The 16,420-nt window shown below is 29.0% G+C and carries 15 protein-coding genes; 9 read left to right on the forward strand and 6 right to left on the reverse strand.

The genetic code is table 11. From position 1 onward, the window contains the following. The first annotated feature begins 5 nt into the window (after nucleotides 1-5). Both CEE44_04040 and CEE44_04045 read left to right on the forward strand, forming a co-directional pair. The gene (locus CEE44_04040; GenBank protein ID TKJ17674.1) at nucleotides 6-1,055 is read left to right on the forward strand and encodes a hypothetical protein; all 1,050 of its coding nucleotides are present in this window, start codon (nucleotides 6-8) and stop codon (nucleotides 1,053-1,055) included. A 35-nt stretch (nucleotides 1,056-1,090) separates the two neighbouring features. Then, the gene (locus CEE44_04045; GenBank protein ID TKJ17675.1) at nucleotides 1,091-1,657 is read left to right on the forward strand and encodes a hypothetical protein; all 567 of its coding nucleotides are present in this window, start codon (nucleotides 1,091-1,093) and stop codon (nucleotides 1,655-1,657) included. Between the two features lie 84 nt (nucleotides 1,658-1,741). Here the strand turns inward: CEE44_04045 and CEE44_04050 are convergent, their stop codons facing one another. The 3 genes from CEE44_04050 to CEE44_04060 are packed head-to-tail and all read right to left on the reverse strand — an operon-like array spanning nucleotide 1,742 to nucleotide 3,502. Beyond that, nucleotides 1,742-2,806 (reverse strand): hypothetical protein, encoded by a 1,065-nt coding sequence (locus CEE44_04050; protein ID TKJ17676.1) that lies wholly within the window; start codon nucleotides 2,804-2,806, stop codon nucleotides 1,742-1,744. Then, nucleotides 2,799-3,164, reverse strand: coding sequence for a hypothetical protein (locus CEE44_04055; GenBank protein ID TKJ17677.1), 366 nt, complete (start codon nucleotides 3,162-3,164; stop codon nucleotides 2,799-2,801). Before CEE44_04055 ends, CEE44_04050 begins: the two co-directional genes overlap by 8 nt. Further along, a complete protein-coding gene (locus tag CEE44_04060) occupies nucleotides 3,152-3,502 on the reverse strand; it encodes a hypothetical protein (protein ID TKJ17678.1) in 351 nt (116 codons plus the stop codon). Before CEE44_04060 ends, CEE44_04055 begins: the two co-directional genes overlap by 13 nt. A 273-nt stretch (nucleotides 3,503-3,775) precedes the next feature. On the opposite strand from CEE44_04060, the gene CEE44_04065 reads away from it, so the two are divergent. The 4 genes from CEE44_04065 to CEE44_04080 all read left to right on the forward strand — a co-directional run bounded on the left by CEE44_04065 (nucleotide 3,776) and on the right by CEE44_04080 (nucleotide 6,316). After that, complete coding sequence (locus CEE44_04065; protein TKJ17679.1) at nucleotides 3,776-4,366, forward strand: hypothetical protein; 591 nt, start codon at nucleotides 3,776-3,778, stop codon at nucleotides 4,364-4,366. Beyond that, nucleotides 4,344-4,811 (forward strand): hypothetical protein, encoded by a 468-nt coding sequence (locus CEE44_04070; GenBank protein ID TKJ17680.1) that lies wholly within the window; start codon nucleotides 4,344-4,346, stop codon nucleotides 4,809-4,811. The genes CEE44_04065 and CEE44_04070 overlap by 23 nt, the downstream gene beginning before the upstream one ends. A 222-nt stretch (nucleotides 4,812-5,033) precedes the next feature. Then, a complete protein-coding gene (locus CEE44_04075; GenBank protein ID TKJ17681.1) occupies nucleotides 5,034-5,657 on the forward strand; it encodes a hypothetical protein in 624 nt (207 codons plus the stop codon). Beyond that, entirely contained in the window at nucleotides 5,654-6,316 is a 663-nt protein-coding gene (locus CEE44_04080) for a hypothetical protein (GenBank protein TKJ17682.1), read from the forward strand. The genes CEE44_04075 and CEE44_04080 overlap by 4 nt, the downstream gene beginning before the upstream one ends. A gap of 390 nt (nucleotides 6,317-6,706) precedes the next feature. Here the strand turns inward: CEE44_04080 and CEE44_04085 are convergent, their stop codons facing one another. From CEE44_04085 to CEE44_04095, 3 genes are read right to left on the reverse strand one after another with little or no spacing between them, the layout of a single operon-like run. Further along, nucleotides 6,707-8,059 carry a hypothetical protein gene (locus CEE44_04085; protein TKJ17683.1) on the reverse strand — a complete coding sequence of 451 codons (1,353 nt, stop codon included), beginning with the start codon at nucleotides 8,057-8,059 and terminating at the stop codon, nucleotides 6,707-6,709. Nucleotides 8,060-8,063: 4 nt separating this feature from the next. Beyond that, complete coding sequence (locus tag CEE44_04090) at nucleotides 8,064-9,317, reverse strand: hypothetical protein (GenBank protein ID TKJ17684.1); 1,254 nt, start codon at nucleotides 9,315-9,317, stop codon at nucleotides 8,064-8,066. Next, complete coding sequence (locus CEE44_04095; protein ID TKJ17685.1) at nucleotides 9,301-9,960, reverse strand: hypothetical protein; 660 nt, start codon at nucleotides 9,958-9,960, stop codon at nucleotides 9,301-9,303. The genes CEE44_04090 and CEE44_04095 overlap by 17 nt, the downstream gene beginning before the upstream one ends. Nucleotides 9,961-10,071: 111 nt before the next feature. Here CEE44_04095 and CEE44_04100 point away from each other — a divergent pair, with 111 nt between their 5' ends. Genes CEE44_04100 through CEE44_04110 form a run of 3 tightly spaced genes read left to right on the forward strand, consistent with a single transcriptional unit; the run spans nucleotide 10,072 to nucleotide 16,419 of the window. Then, nucleotides 10,072-11,862 (forward strand): alanine--tRNA ligase, encoded by a 1,791-nt coding sequence (locus CEE44_04100; protein TKJ17686.1) that lies wholly within the window; start codon nucleotides 10,072-10,074, stop codon nucleotides 11,860-11,862. 23 nt (nucleotides 11,863-11,885) lie between these two features. Next, nucleotides 11,886-13,085 carry a hypothetical protein gene (locus tag CEE44_04105; GenBank protein ID TKJ17687.1) on the forward strand — a complete coding sequence of 400 codons (1,200 nt, stop codon included), beginning with the start codon at nucleotides 11,886-11,888 and terminating at the stop codon, nucleotides 13,083-13,085. Next, entirely contained in the window at nucleotides 13,078-16,419 is a 3,342-nt protein-coding gene (locus CEE44_04110) for a hypothetical protein (protein TKJ17688.1), read from the forward strand. Before CEE44_04105 ends, CEE44_04110 begins: the two co-directional genes overlap by 8 nt. Nucleotide 16,420 lies beyond the last annotated feature (1 nt).

Below are 16,420 nucleotides of genomic sequence, written 5' to 3' on the forward strand. Positions count from 1 at the left end.
TTAAAATAGATATAAATCAAATTACAGCTTATGTAACAGATTACAAATACCTACAATCATTATTAATATTTGTCTTCTTTTTTATTATATCAAAATTAGTAGTATATATTTCAGAAAAACATATACTTAAAATAACTGCGAAAACAAAAACCGAAGTAGATGATCTAATAATCAAAAAAATAAATAAACCAATATCTTTCATACTGTTGTTTGTAGGTATTAGGTTGGCTTTAGTCCCTTTACCAGTAGCTGAAAAAGCATTAGGGCATATTAATCATGCTGTTTCATCTCTTGTGATAATTGCAGTAGGATACATAGTCTTTGATATTCTAAACATACTACTTAATTCATGGAGTACAACCTTTGCTAAAAAAACAAAATCAGAAATTGATGATAACATTGTTTCATTGTTGAATAAAGTTTCTAGGATTGTTGTAGGTTTGTTAGTATTGCTATTTATTCTTGATGTATGGGGTGTTAAGGTTGGTCCTTTACTAGCTAGTCTAGGTATTGCAGGCCTTGCAGTTGCATTTGCTCTACAACCAACCCTGTCTAATATATTTGGGGGAATCTCCATGATACTTGATAAAACAATCAAGATTGGAGATGTAATAAAACTTGATGGAGGAGAGGGCGGAAAAGTTCATGACATTGGTATTAGAAGCACAAAAATTAAAACATGGGATAATGAAATAATCACAATACCAAATGGCAAGCTTGTCGATACTCAAATTAAAAACAAAACACTTCCAGACCCTTCCATAAGGATCAATATAGAATTTGGAGTTGAATATGGTTCTGATGTTGATCAGGTAAAAAAATTAGCTTTGGAAACTGTTAAAAAGATTCCAGAAGTCTTAAAAGATCCAGAACCACAAATATGGTTTACACAAATGGGAGATTTTGCTTTAAACTTCAAAATAATGTTTTGGGTTGATGAATTAAGCAAAAAATGGCCCACTCATCAAAAAGCCATCACAGAACTTTATAATAATCTGAATAAAGCCCAAATTGGAATTCCATTTCCAACCCGTACAGTTTATTTGCACAAATAGAAACATATAAATAGTTTTATTTATAATAGCTTAATATGAAAAAGAGACACGATATTGCTTTAATTCTTATTGTATTATTAGGAATTGCTACTATTGGTTTTTCTTTATATGATTACTTAAATAAAGAAGAAGTTCAAGAAGTTGCTGTTGAAGAAGTTTCTGAAGAACCTGTTGTTGAAGAACCAAAACTACTAGGCCCTAACGAAGTTCTAATTCAAATCTTTAGAAACAAATTTGACAAAACAGAAATTACAATTGAAACAGGAACAAAAGTTATATGGAAAAACATGGACACAAGACGCCATATGATTACTAATAAAAGATTAGGTTTGTTTAGAACAATGAGAAAATCTCTTGAATATGGAGATACTTTTGAGTATACTTTTAATGAACCTGGTATTTATGAAATTCTAGAAGCCAATTTCGGTATTAATGGATATGTTATTGTTGAAGAACCAAAACCAAATCTAATAACTGGTTATGTTGTTTCTAATCTAGAACTAAATGGCCTAAGTTTCCTTCTAATTTCTATAAATCTTTTTGTTATAACCGCATTGGCCTTAGTAATCGGCTTTCACATCTCTAGAAAACAGCAGAAATAATTAATTAATTACTTTGTTTTAATAACCTAACACAATCTTAAAAAATCTCCTCTATTCATAATCTTTTATTGATAAGTGAGAAAACTATTTACTGTAAATTTGTTCAAGAGTTGCTAAAGTTAAAGGTTTATTTCCTAAACCTAATTGTTCTGCATTTTGAAAAAAACCACCAATATACAATATTCTTCTTTTATCAGTTTCAAAAAATAAATTTTGTTTTTCAGCTTCTGTAATATTGTGGTCTATTGCTTTTTGTGTTATACGTTGGGTAGATATTTTCTGTTTTAATTGCTCAAAACTATTTTTATCTCCATAAATTAATCTTCCTGCAAATAAAGGATCAGTAACACCAATGTCTAAATTATCAGATAATTGAGCGAATTCTTCTCTATTAAGTTCATAAATATTAAGATAACCATTAAAAAAATTAGTTGAAGGATTAGAAGAAACAACAAATAAGTCAATGTCACTCTCGGGTTTTTGAGAGCCATAAAGAACAACAAAATCAACATTATCAAAAGCAGAATCATATAATTTTTTAACAACATCTATAACTTTGTTATCATCATAAAACTTTGGAAATCCAAGCTGAGACATAAAACCAAATCTTGTAAGTCTTAATTCAGCATCATGAAAAAATTCAAACAAAGATACATAATCCTCTGGCAATCCATCTTTTTTCAATTGCCATATTCTTACATTATCAGTTTCTTCACAAAGCAACGCTTCAAGCCATACAGCAAACCCTTCATAATTATCAATATTTGTTTTACACAAACCCAGAGATTGTTCTTGTGAATTAACTTCATCAAACAAAAAAGATCCTTCATCGCCATTACTCTGAATGATATCAACTAATTGTTTGCCAATTTGGGAATGTTCACAAAACAAACCATGACCAAAAAACTCATGAAAAACATTTGAAATTAAAACAGGGCTATCAGTTCTAACATAAGCAGAATAAGAAGCAGGAACATACAAACCAACACTATTCACATCAAAACCATTAACTTGACAAAAATGTTGCCAATTTTCTGGAGAATAAGGTTTAAGTTGAGATTGTTGTAATTGTAAGTCGAATTCAGACGAAATGAAAGAAGATGCTTCGAATAGTAGGGAATCTAATGATGACATTTTTAATTTAGTCAAATCCCGAATAATCTGCTATTTTTTTTATTTCATCTATAAGTTCACTTCTGCTAGCTTCGTCGGTTCGAATAATTACTTCAATTGTTTCTGGCAAGAAGATTATGTCCACATCATACTGATTGTTTTCTGTATGTTCCACTCCTGAATATTTTTTATCAATTTTATGCTTCTCACTTCCTATAGACATAATTGGATGTGCTTCCTCATAGAAAAAAGATGTTTTTTGGAGATTTAGTTTTTCTAAAAAAATAGGAAAAATGTAGAAAAATTGTTCTATTTCATTTTTAGAGAACTTGAAATAATTTCTTCTATTTTCATTTCCAAGTCCAATAAGTTTAATTTTTTTTATTTCTCCCATGGTACTCTAACTAGTTCTACTCCTGGAATTTTTATTGAAGTATGTCCTCCGTAAGGATTGTCATACCTATCTATTTTAAAGGTGTCATGGACATCACCACCCAACCCAGTTTGGTTTCCATAAGGAATAACAACAGGGTTTATAGGACTTGATGGTAAACCTGGAATCTGTCCAACGTTTCCAGCCATTTCACTTCCAGCAGGACAGTCACACATTGAGTTCCATATACAGTACAAAGCAGTTGTTCCTGCTGTATACACATCTATTGTTTCATACCTTTTTGCTTGTCCGGTTGTTGGAACAAGTTCCAACATTTGTTCTAAAACTTGACTTTCCATTTTGTTCCCCAAAAGTTTTTCAGTCTATTGATTAATATTTAATGTAAAGCATAGTAACTATAAATAATTTGTGGTGATTCATCTGGAAGATTTAGAAAACAATAATCACTTAACAAATTTTCTTTTTGTTATCACAACAGCCTTAGTAATCACATTTCACATCTCAAGAAAACAACAGAAATAATTAATTCTTGAGAAAAAATTTAACAATCTATTTTTCTAAATATTATTAAAAGAAAGGTTTTATAAAGGATAAGTAATTAATTTTACCAAATGGTAAAAAAAGTTACTAAAACTAAAATTATAGCTCAATATAGTGATGATTACAATAAAAAATATTATTTAAGGGAATTAGCGGTTTTATTAAAAAAACCCCATCAAACAATAAAATCTTATATTAAAGAATTAGTAAAAGAAGGAATATTAACTAAGAACGAAAGAAAAAATATAATTGAGTATAGCCTTAATTTTAAAAATAAACAAATATATGATTATTTGGTTATTGCTGAAAAGGAAATATTAATAGAAAGGTTAAAAGAAGAAACCCTTTTAAAGGTTTTATTTGAAAAACTTTCTTCTTTTTTTACAAATAATACTTTTCTTATTTTTGGATCATCAGTAGAAAAACTTCAGAAAGAATCAGATATTGATTTACTTATTATTGGAAAAGCAAATATTAATAAAAATATAAAAGAGTTTGAGGAAATCTATAATAAAAAAATACACAAAGTTCAAATTAACAATTTAAATAAATTAACTAGTACTTTAACTAAAGAAATATATAAAAAACACCTTATTATCAATAATACTGAGCAGATTATAAGATTTTTTGGAGGATTATATGAACAAAATAAAATGGTGTAAAAAACAAGGAAGAGGGATTAAGCTTCAAGATCCTAATAATAATCTTAGTGAAGAGTATTATGAAAATGCAGAAGAAAGTTTAAGGGTTTTAAGAAACATCACAGAAACAAAATCAAAGATGTGGCTTGCAACTACAAAATATTATATTGAGTATTTTGCTGTTTATTCTGTATTGATGAAAATAGGAATTAAGTGCGAGATTCATGATTGCACTATAGCTTTAGTGAAGTTTTTTGAAGATGAAGATATTATAGAAAAAGGAACAGCTAAAATTCTGGAAAACGATAAGGAATTAAGAATAGACAACCAGTATTACCTTAAAAATAAGCCTGTTAATATTGATTTTGGAAAGTTATCAGATTTTTTAATATCAATAAGAAGATCTTTAGATAAACTAGATAATGATAAGATAGCTAAACTAATAAAGAAAATTAAAGGATTTTAGAAGTTTTTGAAAAACTTAAAATCTTTTTATTATAACAACAATAGCCTTCCACATCAGCCGAAAACAGCAGAAATAATTAATTCTTGAGAAAAATATTCAACTATATATTTCTAGTTCCGACATCCTAAAAATATAGCTCATTTATATACTTTTCGCGCTACATTCAACTTTTTTATAAATAAAATAGAAAAATTTATATACTAGATATATCTACATTTAACTATGAAAAATGAAGAAATTCTCAAAAAACTTGAAGGAATTCAAACCATTGAAACAGTAATGGATTCGTTAAGCGTAAACAAAGAGAAAGCTATCTATTACATTCATAGGTTGCGCAAAATAGGTTATGTCAAAACTAAAAAATTAAGCAACAATAAGAGAGTATACAACATATCATTTGAAAATAGATTAAAAGGAATTAGTTATTATGAAATCATAAATAAGCATTCCCCTATAAAAATATCAACTCCTAAAACATACAGGATTTATGGAAAAGAACCAACCCTTGAAGAAACATTAGTTTATGCAATTAAAACACAAAGCTTTAGGATCATACTTGCAGCTTTAATATTATTTAAGAAAATTGACGACTGGGTTAGTCTATATCAACTAGCAAAGAAAAATCATATTGAGAGACAGGTAGGCGCTCTTTATGATGTTGCTAGAAGAATAATGCTAACAAGAAGAATGACAAATAGATTTAGAAATAATGCCTTGCCAAAAAAAGATTATCAATGGAGATCTGTTATCCCAGAATTAAAATCTGATGATTTCAAAAATATTGAGAAAATGTGGAAAATATATCTCCCCTTTAATAAAAAAGATATGGAGGCTTACAAAAAATGATTTCAATAGAAGCACAACAAAAATTACTTCTTAATATCTCACGAAGATTAAAGAAACCAATAACAGCTTATGCTATTGGGGGAACTGCAATGATGTTCCTTGGATTTAAAGATTCCACTCTTGACATAGACCTTGTATTCGAAAACAAGCAGGATCGTGAAATATTTGAGAAAGCTGTTAAAGAAATTGGCTACAGAGAGATGGATTCAGTAATAGTGTATGGAACAAAGCAAAATCAACCAAAAATGTTTACATTAGGGGATGAAAGATTGGATCTTTTTGTAATGCATGTGATTGATTTTGATTTTTCTAAGAAAATGATGGAACGAGCAGAACAAACTCATCAATTTAATAATAATCTTCTTTTAAAGATTGCGAATCCTCACGACCTTATTTTAATGAAATGTGCTACTGATAGAAAGAAAGATATTGATGATGCAAGAAGAATGATCAATAGTACAAAAATAGATTGGAACATTCTAATTAATGAAGCGAAAACACAGATAAGACTTGGAAGACATACTGCTGCTTTTGATTTAGGAGAATTTTTAGAGAAACTCAAATACAAAATGAAAATAAATATTCCAAAAGAAGTTCTAGATGATTTATTTGAAATAGTTAAAGAACAAGCAGAAGATAAACAAAAGAAACAAACTTAGCCCAGAGTTAATTCAGAATATATAATCTTTACTTAATAATAAACCAAATTTAACAGCAACAGCCTTAGTAATCGGCTTTCACATCTCTAGAAAACAATAGAAATAACCAAGAGAAATATTTAACCACCTATCTTGTCTGAGCACTATGGAAAAGATGACGGTGTCCTCCTTTATTAACGTTTCTATTTTAAGACTGTGCCCAGACTGGATTCTCCTAACATTAACACATGGTCTAAAAAATGATACAAAAGCTATTGAAGAAAACGAATCTATCTAAAAAACAATTCAAAACTTAGAAGAAGAACCAGAACCAAACTTCATAATGTACACACTAACAATTCTTGCAATGTTTGTTTTTGGTTTATTTTGCTTTTAGTAAAAAGAAGTGGATTATTTGACGATTCTTATATTTTTCACATTAGTAAATTGTATAAAACCCATCTTTGAAAAAATAAATCCTAATCCACTTTTTTTCCTTCCACCCCATGGACATTGATCGGAGGAGCCCCCTATTTTATTTATTCCAACAGTAAAATAATCTAATCTTTTGGCAACATCTTTTCCTTTTTTAATATTTTTTGTCCAGACAGATGCTGTTAGACCAGTTTCATAAGAATTAACAATTGATATGACATCATTTATATCATTAAATTCACTAATTGTTATTAAAGGTGCAAGATATTCTTCCCTTAGTGATATCACACGTTTCAAATTTACGGATAAGATAGTGGGTTCTAAAATATTTTTTTTAAACTCCCCACCATACACCAATTTGTAATTCTTATTACTTATTAATTCTTTAACTTTTTTTATTTGTTTTTGGGTCTTTAAAGGACCTATTTTTATATTTGGATTAAGAGGATCACCCATTTCTAGTTTTTTTATTTCTTCTTTTAAGTCATTAATAAAATCATTCCTTATTTTTTTATGAATAAAAACTTTTCTTACATTATTACAGGCTTGTCCAGAATTTTTTGTGAAACCCATGATTAAATTTTTAATCGCGTATTTAGCATCAGCATCTTGCAAAACTAACATCACATCATTACCACCTAATTCAAGAATGAGTTTTCTAATATTTGTTGATGAAACTTGGTATATTTTTTTGCCAACATTATAACTTCCTGTAAATGATATCATATCTATATTACTTTTCGTTATATAATTTCCTTGTTCAGAACCACCCATTACAAGAGAGAATATATTCTCATCGATCCCAGCAGATCTCATAATTTCTTTTATTTTCAGACCACACAAAGGAGATAATTCAGATGGTTTGAACATTACAACATTTCCACAAATAAGAGCAGGTATAATACTCCATAAAGGGATATTTATAGGATAGTTCCAACCAGTTATAACACCAACAGCACCAATTGGTTCAAAAATTATATGATTTGTTGTTTTTTCATCGATTTTTATTTTCTCTTCTTTGAAATATTTTTCAGAATTATTCAAAAAAAAATTTAACCTAGATACAATCATATCTATAGATATTAACGATTCTTTTATCGGCCTACCTATTTCCAAACTAATTAATTTAGCAATTTCCTCTTTTTTTTCTAAAATCTTTCTTGGTACACTTCTAAGTAGTGAGATTCTTTTACTAAGTTCTAACTGTGACCAGTAAACAAATCCCTTTCTTAATTTTTTTATCTTTTTATCAATATCTATTTTAGAATCGCAACCTAATTTCCCAATAATTTTATTATTAAAGGGATTATAACTTTTTATATATTTCATTTCATCAATACACTTTTTTAATAAATTCGTTTATGTTCATACCTTTTTCAATCAATTTCATACCATCATCAACCATTATTATATTAGGTTTTAGATATACAAAATTTTCAGACATACTTAGAGTATATGAACCACAATTCAGTATAACCATGCAATCATTTTCCTTTATTTTATAAGATTGAATATTTCTTGAAATAACTCCAGCAGTAGACCCAATCCCATCCCCTATATTTATAATTTCCTTTCCTTCTGTTTTTGTACATGAGATTGGATAGAATCTATTATGTCTTGTTGGTATAAGTATGTTGGTACCAATATCTACAATAACCCACTTTTTTCCAACACTCTTCTTTTTTGTTATAACATTTGTTAAGGCAGCAAATGCATCATTTACAATGTATCTGCCGGGTTCTAATATCAACTCTCCATCAAAATTATATTTCTTCAATATCTTTGATATCCTAGCAGCAAAAAACTCCATAGAACAATTTTTATTTTTTATTAGGAAATTTGAATTAAACCCACCCCCTATATCAATAAATTTTATATCTATTTCTTTTGATTTAAGGAATTTATAGAATTTACAAAGTTCTTCAGCAACTCTACAGTGCATATTAGGGGAAACTTCGTTTGCTAAAACATGGCAATTTAAGCCAACCAAGTTTAAGTTTTTTAATTTTTTGATATCTTTTACTAATCTAAAGGCTTCTCCAGATTTGATATCTATCCCTAGTTTTTCTCCCCTATTAACAAAAAGACTGTTATCCTTAATGTCTGGATGAACTCTTAAACCAACATTAACAACCTTGTTCATTTTTTTGGCAAGGTAGTTTATTTTATTTATCTCTGATAAAGAATCACAATTTATACACTTGATTTCCTCTTTTATAACTAACTTTAGTTCTTGCTCTGTTTTAGCACAGCCATTGAAAATAATATCTTTCTTATCAAAACCGATTTTTCTGCCATATATGTATTCTATATCTGAGAGGATCTCTATTTTTAATCCTTCCTTTTTTATTTTTTCACATATTTTTCTTAAATAACACGCCTTTAATGCATAATGTATATTAGTATTCTTATAATATTTCCTAAAAGCCTTTTTAATTTCTTTGATATTTCTCAATAAAGTTTTTTCAGAATATAGAATTATGGGGGTATCAAATTTAGATAAAATTCTTTTATAGTTGATGTTATTTATGTGTATCTGATTATCTATATATTTCATCTCTTTTAATGAATTAATTATCTTTTCCATTTTCAAAGAGTTTAGTGGGATTTATTTTTAGCTTTGAAATAATTTTTCCTGAAAAAGTTGGTTTGAAAATAGCATCTTCTGGAATAGTTTCATTAGATTTTATAAAATTTCCATTATTGTTCAACTCAGAATAAGTTATACTTTCTTTATATAATATATCGAAATTATCTTTTTTAACGAATATGATTCCAGGTATTTCATCAGAATGGAAGGGTTCTTTTTTTATCTCTCCAATAAAAATGAATAATAACAAACCCCACTTACCATCTTTATTAGGATCCCCCGGCATTCCTGGAGAGATAAACTCCACAACATAGGCAGGACCATCTTTTATTTTTAATATTCCTTTTTCATTGTTTTCTTTTATGTGTGTTGTGTCTTTTAAGGGCATAATTTTAATTTCTTGTAGGATTTCCTCTTTTACTTCTCTTAAAGCAGCACGCAAAGGGGATTCTTTTTGTTCTATCCTACCTCCCACACAACTAAAACCTATCTGAGTCATATTATTACGCTTTTTCCAGTATTTGGATTTATTTATAGCAAAAATAAAGAAATCTTGAAACTTTACAATAGTTGTAGACCCAGCTATAATAGGTATAGAAGAAAATCTTTTTTTGAAATTTATAAGCAGTTTATTATACATATCACCTAATATCTTCTTTAGATTTATAAATGTTTTTATGTTTAATCATATTTACTACTGGTGAGTAAAATAAAACAAAAGATTTATAAATTCTGATCTTATACTAAACATATGCACCATAAAGAAATTACCAATATTTTCTTGAATTATTTTATAGATAGAGATCATCATTTATTACCAAATCAATCTTTAATACCATCTGAATCTGATTCATCTGGTCTTTTTATAAACTCAGGTATGCACACAATAAAACCTTATTTTTATGGAATAGAAAAACCTCAAAAAAGTAAGCTATGTTCAATACAAAAATGTTTAAGAACAATAGACATTGATAATGTTGGATATAACAGAAGGACTTTAACACTCTTCTCTATGTTAGGCAGTTGGTCAATAAATGATTATTGGAAGGAAGATGCTATTCCACTTGCTTATGAATTATTAGTAGATAGTTTTGGTTTTGATCCAAATAAGTTAAGTGTTACTTATTTTGAAGGAGATGATAAAGTACCTGAAGATTTAGAAACAAAGGCAGAATGGGAAAAAGTTGGAGTCCCAGAAGAAAGGATTATAAAATTGGATGGAAAGAACAATTTTTGGTCTGCAGGACCTACAGGTTTATGTGGGCCTTGTACAGAAATTTATTTTGATAGAGGAGAAGAATATGGTTGCGGAGAAGAAACATGTAAACCTAGTTGTGATTGTGATAGGTATTTGGAAATATGGAATGCAGGGGTATTTATTCAATATGACAGACAAAAAGATGGTAGCTTAAAGACTCTCCAACTTATAAGCGTGGATACGGGTGCAGGTCTTGAAAGAATAGCAACTATCTTACAAGGCAAGGATTCAGTATATGACACCACCATATTTAAACCAATCGTTTCCAATATAATCAGTTCTTGCAGTATAGAAAAAGAAGACTTATCATCAGAAAATAAATATGTTAGAATCATAGCAGACCATTTAAGAGCCTCAACATTCTTACTAGCCGAAAACATTATTCCAAGCAACATTGATAGAGGTTATGTTTTGAGGAGACTTTTGAGGAGATCAATAAATCATGCTTCAAGTTTAGGTATTGAGAAAGATGGTCTAGTTGGTGTTGTTGATAAAATAATCCTCAATGAGGGTGAAGAACATACATATCTTCAAGAGAACAAGGATATAATATTACTTAATTTTGCTAGAGAATATGATGGATTCATCAAAACCCTAAATAAAGGTAAGAAAAAATTAATGCAAGCAATTGAAGGATTATTTCAAGGAAGTGAACTGGAATCACAGATAGCATTTAATCTTTTTGATACTTATGGATTCCCATTTGAATTGACAGAGGAAATTTGTAAACAGAAAGGAATAATAGTTAATCAAAACACATTTAAGGACTTATTACAAGAACACAAAGCCAAATCAAGAGCTGGTTTTCAAAAAAAGTTTAGTTCTGGTTTAATGACCAGTTCATATATCTGTGTGAAATATCATACTGCAACACATTTACTACATCAGGCTTTGAGGGATGTTTTAGGTGAAGAGGTTGAACAAAAAGGGAGCAATGTTACCCCAGAAAGATTAAGATTTGATTTTTCATTCCAAAGACCTTTAACACCTGAAGAAATTTCTAATGTAGAAGAGATAGTAAATCAAAAGATAAAATCTAATTTAAAAATCACAAAAAAAGTAACAAGTTTAGAAGAGGCAATTGCCTCAGGGGCGATAGCATTATTTCAAGATAAGTATGATAAAAAAATTAATGTCTACTCAATAGGGGATTATTCTAAAGAGGTTTGTAAGGGGCCACATATCCAAGAAACCTCTGAATTAGGGAATTTTAAAATTATTAAAGAAAAAAGTTCTTCATCAGGTATTAGGAGAATAAGAGCAGTACTAAAAGAGGAATTTTAATATTAACTAGTTTTGAATACAAAATGAGAATAAAACTTGATAAAACCCCAATAAAAAAATTTCAAAAGGAAAATGGTTTTGTTCTATACAATCCACTGAACCACGAGATAGTGTTTAACAAATCAAATCTCCAACCAGCGGATGATATATTCTTAGATTCTATTACACTAGAAAGACCTAAATTAAAAAAGGCAAGAGTTGAGCTAACTTTAGGGTGTAATGCTGCATGCAAATATTGTGTTGTTTTTAAAAATGATGTATCAAATATTGGAAAAACGATGAATCATGGAACAGCTAGAAATATTGCGGCCTTTTTTAATGAAAATATGATGGGTGGTACACTCATGTTGATAGGGGGCGAACCCTTGGATGCGTGGGACATAACAAAATATCTCTTTGAGTCTTGTGAAGCAGGAGAGAAAGTACTTTTTACTAATGGTACTTTGGTAACTAAAGAGTATGCTAAATTTTTATCTGACCAAAAAGTATTGGTTTTGGTTTCATTAGACGGTATGCATCAACATAACACTCAAAGAGTATATTCAGATGGACGCGAGATTTTCGGTGATACAATAAGGGGTCTTCGAACTTTACAAGATGCAAATTCAAAAATCGCTATATCTGCTGTTGTTACAAACCATAATGTTTATGATCTTGCAGATATAGTAGAGTTCTATCATAAAGAGCTTAGTGTGGATTCAGTGGGTTTAACAACCCCCCATCATATAAATAATTTTGACTTTGCACTAGATATAAAAGAATATACTAATCAAATGTTAAATATATTTTCATATTCACAAGAAAATAATATTTATATAGATCAGATAGCAAAGAGAATTAAAGCTATAGCTCACCAGGATTTTAAAGATAGGGCGTGTAAAATATCGGGAGATCAAATTACTTTTTATCCAGATGGTACAACTAGTCTATGCATAAAAATAGATAAAATACCTAAATTAAAAGACAAAAAGGCAGATTATTATTTCGAAAAATTGCCAATCTTTGACTCTAGTTGCGTGGAGTGTACTGCTATAGGTGTTTGCGGAGGAGGTTGTTATTTAGATGCTTTTTATGATCCTACTGGTAGGGATCAAAGGGATTGTTATTTTTACCCAAAATTAGTTGAGCATATTATATGGGATATGAAAGACTTAGTTGATGAAAAAGGCAAAATATCCAAAGAAAAAAGGATCCTAAAATACAAGGGTATGTTACATGAATAACGTATTAAAAGAGATAGAAAGGATAAAGAGTAGTGAGAAAATCCTATTTAAATTGGATAAAAATAAAAAATATAAAATCACTCTTTGTTATCCAGATACCTATACAACAGGTATGCCAAACTTAGGAATCCAATATTTCTTCAAAGAAATTAACACAAGGAATGATTTTTTTGCTGGCAGGTGTTATTTGCCTAATAAAAAGGTTTGGAAAAAAATAGTAGAGTGTAATCTACCTTTATATGATTGGGATTCTTTGGAAGAATTAAAAAATTCTGATATACTTTCTTTTACAGTTTCTTTTGAAGATGAATTTGTGAATATCGTAAGAATGTTAAAATTTGCAGGAATTAATCCCATCGCTTCAGAAAGGAAAGAAAAAGGTCCTTTGATAATTGCAGGGGGTCCGTGTTCTAGTTATAATCCTGAACCATTTTCAAAATTTATAGATGCTTTTGTTATAGGTGAAGGAGAAACAATGATACATAAATTGCTAGATATTTACAAGAATTCTGAGGATAAAAAAAGTTTTCTTAGAAATATAGATGTTTTAGAATCTGTCTATGTCCCTTCATTCTATGATTTCGAGTTTGAAGGCAAAAGAATAAAAAAAATTATCATAAATGGAAAGGAAAATGTTTATAGAAACTATGTTAAAAATCTCGACAAATCCCCTATTTGTTCTACAATAATAAATAAAAAATCACAATATAAAGAAGAAGTTTTCTCAATAGAAGTTTCAAGAGGATGCAGGATGCATTGCAGGTTTTGTTATATAGGTAACCATTTTAGAAAACAAAGGGTGTTATCTCTCAACAAAATAAAAGAACTCATTAATGAAGGGAAAAAATATACAAAAAACATAAAACTTTTTTACGAGGTTTTACCACCTAAGTATTATTCTGATTTATTCAAAGTTTTATTGGACTTTGTTAAAAAAGATGACATAAAACTTAAATTAGGATCATTTAGAGTAGAATACCTAAACAGTAATATCGTTAATGTTGTTGCCATGGGTAACCAAGACAAGATTATCATTGCTCCAGAAACAAGCGAAGGTAAACTGAGAAATTTCATAAATAAAGGTCAAATGAGCGACGAAAAAGTAAAAAATGCTGTTAAATTATGTCTCGAAAAAAGCATAAAAAATTTTGGTTTATATCTTATGGTTGGAATACCCACAGAAACCAAAAAAGATATAGACTCTTTGATAAATCTTATTATAGATGTTTTTAATATAATAAAGGATAGAAACAAGAAGGGGATTTTAGAAGTCCATATAAATGCATACTTCCCTAAACCACTAACACCTTTGCAGCTGGAAAGAAACATATCTCAAAAAGAAGCAATAGGAAAAATAGAGTATATACAATCTAAGATTAAAATAAGATTAAATAGTGAGGATTTTAAAAGAGTGCATTTTAAAACAATAGTTTATGATGAGATATCTTACAGCCAACCCATCCTAACAAGGGGGGATAGACGTCTAGGGAATGTTTTACTTGATGTATGTAAACTAACTTATCCTTACACAAACAAAACACCAACACCCGAAATATGGGACTATGCATTAAGAAAAAATAGACTAGAAGCAAAATATTACTATCGTGAAAGGGATTCTACTGAAATTATGCCGTGGCATATAATAAAAAATAATACTAGCAAAACCTACTTTATGAGAGAAAGGGAGAGAGCATATAAAGGTCAGCTAACTGATCCTTGTCATCATTCATCATGTGATGTTTGTAAATCTTGTCTAGATGTAAACCAATTAATGAAGATTGTTATAGTTTGTCCACCATTAAAAGCACCTATAAAATCATGGAGATACTGCCCCTATCATAATTGGAAATTTTCTTTTAGTACAGGCGATCATGGTTACTCGGGCGTAAATATGCCTATATGTTTAATTGCTTCTTTTTTGAGGAAAAAAGGCATTAATGTTGATATTCTTGACGCTTTTTTTGAAGATATTTCGATAGAAGATACTATAGAAAAGATATCTAAATATAGCATTATAGGGATAACTGTACATTCTAATGTCAATCTTACCGACATAAAAAAAATAATAAAGAAATTAAGAAGTCTAAGAAAAAATCATAAGATAGTACTTGGAGGTCACTATCCTTCATATTTCCCTGAGAAATGTATAAATGAGCTAGATGCAGATTTTGTTATAAGGGGAGAAGGAGAAGAATCAATGTTTGAATTAATTCAATGTTTACAAGAAGGTTTTGATTTAACTAAAGTAAAAGGGTTGACATTTAAACAAAAGGGTAGAATCTTTAGTAACGAACCAAGGGAAAAAATAAATAACCTGGATAGTTTACCTTTTATGGCGAGAGATTATATACAAAAAGAACTTGAACTTAAATTTGTCCCTGCTATATCTTCGAGTAGAGGTTGTGATTATTCAGGATGTTCTTTTTGTGATATTGCTTCTTTTCAAAAAACATCAATTGGTCCTGTTTGGAGAGGGAGATCTGCTAAGAATATAGTAGATGAGATAGAATACATAACCAAAAAGTGGAAATTTAATAAATTTAAATTTGTTGATCCAAATTTTGTAGGGGGGAAAAATGGGAGAAAAAGAGCTTATAAAATCGCAGACGAAATTATCAAAAGAGGATTAAAAGTTAGATATATGTTTGACACAAGAGTAGATGAGATTAATAAAAAATTGTTTAAAAAGTTATATAAATCTGGTTTAAGGATGGTTTATCTCGGAGTCGAATCCTGTATCCAGAGGCAACTTGATTATTTTAATAAAAATACAACGCTTCAATCAAACAAAAAAGCTATAAAAACTTTAAGAGAGACAGGCATTATACCTCTTTTTGGAATCATAGTATTTGAACCAACAACAACCCTAGAAGAAATTAGAAAAAACTTTGACTACTTTATTTCGAAAGGTGGATTCAATATTTATAGGTTTGTTAGAGGAATTATTCCTAGATTTGGTACACCTATGATGGATATGTTCGAAAAACAAGGCATACTCATAAAATCTTATCCTGACTATAAATACAAATTCGAGAATAAAGAAGTAAGGGTACTTTTTAATAAATCAGATATATATGCACAAAATGTTTTTTTGATTGAAAAAAAGTATAAAGAAAAAATATTGAAAAAAATATCAAAAGAAATTAACAGACCTTTCTTTTTACATTTAGAGAGATTCCTAAAACAAAAAACCATTGAACATTTTGAACTTTTATTAAAGGAGTTTGAAATAAACAAAGATGTTTCTCCTCAACTTATAGATAAAATGATCAAAAATTTTAGTAAAGAAATAGAAACAGAATTTAAAACTAAATTAGAAAATGCCAAGATTTAGT

Source organism: Candidatus Woesearchaeota archaeon B3_Woes, from assembly GCA_005222965.1.
GTDB lineage: Archaea > Nanobdellota > Nanobdellia > Woesearchaeales > B3-WOES > B3-WOES.

Excerpts from the sequence above, each read along its gene's own strand:
- CEE44_04070 (TKJ17680.1), top strand. The coding sequence starts at position 4,344 with ATGAACAAAATAAAATGGTGTAAAAAACAAGGAAGAGGGATTAAGCTT.
- CEE44_04090 (TKJ17684.1), bottom strand. The coding sequence starts at position 9,317 with ATGGAAAAGATAATTAATTCATTAAAAGAGATGAAATATATAGATAAT.
- CEE44_04055 (TKJ17677.1), bottom strand. The coding sequence starts at position 3,164 with ATGGGAGAAATAAAAAAAATTAAACTTATTGGACTTGGAAATGAAAAT.
- CEE44_04065 (TKJ17679.1), top strand. The coding sequence starts at position 3,776 with ATGGTAAAAAAAGTTACTAAAACTAAAATTATAGCTCAATATAGTGAT.
- CEE44_04085 (TKJ17683.1), bottom strand. The coding sequence starts at position 8,059 with ATGAAATATATAAAAAGTTATAATCCCTTTAATAATAAAATTATTGGG.
- CEE44_04100 (TKJ17686.1), top strand. The coding sequence starts at position 10,072 with ATGCACCATAAAGAAATTACCAATATTTTCTTGAATTATTTTATAGAT.
- CEE44_04110 (TKJ17688.1), top strand. The coding sequence starts at position 13,078 with ATGAATAACGTATTAAAAGAGATAGAAAGGATAAAGAGTAGTGAGAAA.
- CEE44_04095 (TKJ17685.1), bottom strand. The coding sequence starts at position 9,960 with ATGTATAATAAACTGCTTATAAATTTCAAAAAAAGATTTTCTTCTATA.
- CEE44_04105 (TKJ17687.1), top strand. The coding sequence starts at position 11,886 with ATGAGAATAAAACTTGATAAAACCCCAATAAAAAAATTTCAAAAGGAA.
- CEE44_04045 (TKJ17675.1), top strand. The coding sequence starts at position 1,091 with ATGAAAAAGAGACACGATATTGCTTTAATTCTTATTGTATTATTAGGA.
- CEE44_04060 (TKJ17678.1), bottom strand. The coding sequence starts at position 3,502 with ATGGAAAGTCAAGTTTTAGAACAAATGTTGGAACTTGTTCCAACAACC.
- CEE44_04075 (TKJ17681.1), top strand. The coding sequence starts at position 5,034 with ATGAAAAATGAAGAAATTCTCAAAAAACTTGAAGGAATTCAAACCATT.
- CEE44_04080 (TKJ17682.1), top strand. The coding sequence starts at position 5,654 with ATGATTTCAATAGAAGCACAACAAAAATTACTTCTTAATATCTCACGA.